The sequence below is a fragment of the Streptomyces sp. NPDC005805 genome (assembly GCF_040630445.1).
Lineage (GTDB): Bacteria > Actinomycetota > Actinomycetes > Streptomycetales > Streptomycetaceae > Streptomyces.
In genome coordinates this window covers 1-3,270 of the sequence record NZ_JBEXXN010000116.1, presented here as the reverse complement: position 1 = coordinate 3,270, position 3,270 = coordinate 1, and the positions used below count along the sequence as shown (strand labels likewise).

1 protein-coding gene and 1 pseudogene are annotated in these 3,270 nt (G+C 63.2%); both read right to left on the bottom strand.

Features of this window, described 5'->3' with window-relative positions; translation table 11 throughout:
- Positions 1–326: 326 nt before the first annotated feature.
- Positions 327–2,153: pseudogene (gene dxs, locus ABZ457_RS30550) on the bottom strand (1-deoxy-D-xylulose-5-phosphate synthase); the annotation flags it as partial.
- A gap of 45 nt (positions 2,154–2,198) precedes the next feature.
- Positions 2,199–2,999 carry a polyprenyl synthetase family protein gene (locus tag ABZ457_RS30545; protein ID WP_359164312.1) on the bottom strand — a complete coding sequence of 267 codons (801 nt, stop codon included), beginning with the start codon at positions 2,997–2,999 and terminating at the stop codon, positions 2,199–2,201.
- Between the last annotated feature and the right edge of the window lie 271 nt (positions 3,000–3,270).

Here is a 3,270-nt window from a genome sequence, read left to right as displayed (position 1 = left end):
CCGAAGGACGCGGTCTCCGAGGTGAAGCGGTCACCCGTCAACTGCATGCCGTCGCCCGAGTCGCCCGCGAAGCGGATGATCACCCGGTCCAGGCGATGAACAGGTTTGGCAGACGGCGATTCGTCGGGACGATGCCTTGGAACGGGAATTTCTATGGGGGGGCTGCTCATACGCGGCAATGAGGTCGGTGAATGAGGAGGGGTATGCATGGCTCTCCTGGCCTCAGCGGCCAACGGCTGGGCGGGACTGCAAGGGTCGGCTGCGGCGCTGCATATCGGAATCTGTGGGCAGAGCGTCGGAGTGAGCCCGGTGGTGGCGGCAGCTGCTTGGCGGGCGATGCCGTCGGCGGTGAGACCAACCTCGACCAGAATCTCCTCCCGCTTGGCATGCCCGAGGAACTCCTGCGGGATTCCGAGGGTCTGCAGAGGCACGTCAACTCCAGCGTCTCGCAGAGCTTGGGCGATGGCGGTGCCGATGCCACCGACTCGGCAGTTGTCTTCAACGGTGATGACGGCGCGGTGCCGGGCAGCCAGGCTGGGCAGGACCGGGTCGACCGGCTTGACCCAGCGCGGGTCGACGACAGTGGAGGTGATGCCCTGAGCGTCGAGCAGGTCGGCTGCCTCCAAACAGTTCAGCGCCATCGTCCCTGCTGAGACGATCAGCACGTCCGCTGAGTCATCTGCGCGGCCGCGTAGCACGTCCATCCCTCCCACCCGCCCGACGGCTGAGACTGCGGGACCCACGGCACCCTTGGCGTAGCGGACGACGGTTGGAGCATCGGTGACCTCAAGGGCTTCACTCAGCTGAAGGCGCAGCTGGTCCGCGTCCCGTGGCGCAGCTATCCGCAGTCTGGGCACGACTTGAAGGATTGACATGTCCCACATTCCGTTGTGGGAGGCGCCGTCGGTGCCGGTAATTCCGGCCCGGTCAAGCACGAAGGTCACACCACACTGGTGCAGGGCGACGTCCATCAGGACTTGGTCGAAAGCACGGTTAAGGAAGGTCGCGTAAAGGGCGACAACGGGATGCAAGCCGCCGGTGGCGAGGCCGGCAGCGCAGACGACGGCGTGCTGTTCAGCGATGCCGACGTCAAAGATGCGGTCAGGGTAGGCCTTGGCGAAAGGTGCGAGACCGACCGGATGCAGCATGGCGGCAGTGACCGCTACGATGTCCTTTCGCTTGCGGCCGTGGGCGACCATCTCTTCGCCGAAAACAGTCGTCCACTCCATTCCGGGGACACTCACCGGCAGGCCGGTTTCGGGATGGATTACACCGACGGCGTGAAAGCGATCCTCATCATTTTGCAGGGCGGCCTCGTAGCCACGCCCTTTTTCGGTGATGCAGTGCACGATCACTGGCCCACCGACGCAGCGCGCTTCTCTGAACGCCGACTCCAGCGCCGCCAGGTCGTGACCATCAACGGGACCGATATACCTAACGCCGAGAGAGTCGAACATGCCCAGTGGAGCGCCGATGGGGTCGATGCCTTCCGTGGCATTGCGTGGGGAAGGGGGCGCGGCAGGAATCCGCTTGGAGCCGTTCGAGGTACGCAGAGTGGCCAGATGCCCGGCGAAGCCGCCGACGGTAGGGGAGTAGGAGCGCCCGTTGTCGTTGAGGACGATGACAACGGGCAGGTCGTTGTCATCGGTGATGTTGTTGAGTGCTTCCCAGGCCATGCCACCCGTGAGCGCGCCGTCGCCAATGACGGCGACAACCGGACGGCTTTTTCCTTTCACCCTGTTGGCCTTGGCCAGACCGTCGGCGTAGCCGAGAACAGTGGAGGCATGTGAGTTTTCGATCACATCGTGTTCCGACTCTGCACGGGACGGATAGCCGGAGAGACCGTCCTTCATCTTCAGACGCGAGAAGTCTTGGCGGCCGGTAAGTAGCTTGTGAACGTAAGCTTGGTGCCCGGTGTCGAACAGGATGTGCTCACACGGGGAGTCGAAAGCCCGGTGCAGGGCGATGGTGAGCTCAACAACCCCGAGGTTTGGACCGAGATGGCCGCCCGTCTTTGAAACTTCCTCGATCAGGAAGGAGCGAATCTCTTTAGCGAGTTCTGTGAGTTGTTCTGCGGTCAAGGGGGCGAGGTCGCGCGGGTGACGGATCTGGCCGAGCAGGGGACGTCGCGAGGTGCTGGTACGGGCTGGCAAAGAGGCACCCTCACCGGTACGCGTGTTGGGTATAGTCACGTTCTGTCACCTCTCACGCTCGACGGCGAATTTGGTAAGGGCTACGAAGTGTTCGCGCACCTCGTCGGGAATGGAGACCTCATCGAGGCTGTCCAGGACCTTCTCATGCTGGCGGCGAGCCCCCTGCTGGGTCCAGTCGCGACCGACGACGGCCTCTATGAGTTCGGCGTGCTGAGCGAGTTCTTGCTCGGTCTCATTCCCGGAGTGGGCACTGGTGATAAGTTGGGCGAGCTGCCGGGAGGCTGTGCCCCTCTCAGCAAGGGCAGCACATACAGGCAACGACTTCTTGTTTCTGCGAAGATCACTCCATCGGGTCTTACCGGTCGACTTCGGATCGCCCCAAAAACCCATCAGGTCGTCAATTGTGTGGAACACGAGCCCCAGGTGATGACCGTACCGCTCCAACGAATCTGCTGTGGCATCGTGGGCGCTGGCCAGTACGGCACCGATGGCCGTGGCACAGCCCAGCAGCGCACCGGTTTTGGCGCCCTCCATATCCAGGCAGTCTTGGACACTGATCTGGGCACGGCGTTCGAACGCGAGGTCGCGGGCCTGGCCGTCGATCAGCCTGCGGCTGGCCGTGGTGAGCCGACGCACCGCACGTGCCTGGTCACAGAGCTGGGTATCGTGAATCGATCCATTCAGGAGGACATCGGCTTCGTGTTTGCCGCCTATGGCTTGGGCGGACAGCACCGCCAGCGCGGGCCGTAGCATCTTGCCACCACCTGTGGTTGGCCTGCCACGCCGGTCGGACCATCCGAAGTGGTAGGCCGCCACCATGTCCAACGGGGAGGCCAGGTGGCTCACGGCCTTCCGCAGTTCAGGCACGCACAGGTCGCGCGAGTGCTCCATAAGCGCGGGCGCGGACATCCGAAGGCGGGAAAATGAGCTGGCAGGGTTCTGTGTCATGGCCGTCCCGCAAATACTGTTGGTGAAGAGAAAACTGGTTCGCCTGGTATAGAGCGATCCGGCTCAGTGTCGCTGTCCTTCTCCATCTGCTCGGCGATCTTCATGGCCTCGTCGATCAGGGTCTCCACGATCTTGGACTCGGGCACGGTCTTGATGACCTCGCCCTTGA